This window comes from Shewanella sp. SG44-6, assembly GCF_014164185.1.
Classification (GTDB): domain Bacteria; phylum Pseudomonadota; class Gammaproteobacteria; order Enterobacterales; family Shewanellaceae; genus Shewanella; species Shewanella vesiculosa.
Genome location: NZ_JACJER010000343.1, coordinates 1 through 365 on the forward strand (window position 1 = coordinate 1; position 365 = coordinate 365).

Sequence of the window (365 nt, forward strand, 5' to 3'; positions counted from 1 at the left end):
CGCGATTTAGGTAAAGCCAAAAACAAACCTAAGTTCACGGAAATTTTCTCTAAGAGTCCGGCGGTAAACACGCTTTCTGCCGCACGCATGTTTTTGTTTGGTGCGCGGGATGTGTGGTTTGTGGTGGCCTTACCCGTTTATCTGGCCTCAGCCTTTGGTTGGGATCATTGGTATGTCGGCGGTTTTCTCGCACTCTGGGTAATAGGCTATGGCATAGTGCAAGGCTTTGCACCTCGCTTGACGGGGACAAAGTCGGCGAGCCAAAACAAGGTTCCCGATGGACGTAGCGCCTTAGGTTGGGCGGCGATATTGAGCATAGTGCCGGCAGGCATTGCGCTGGCGATAAGTTATGACTTCCATGCCGC

The 365-nt window shown here is 52.6% G+C and carries 1 pseudogene; it reads left to right on the forward strand.

The window, feature by feature from the left end:
* Positions 1-365, forward strand: a pseudogene (locus H5185_RS22515) (MFS transporter); the annotation flags it as partial.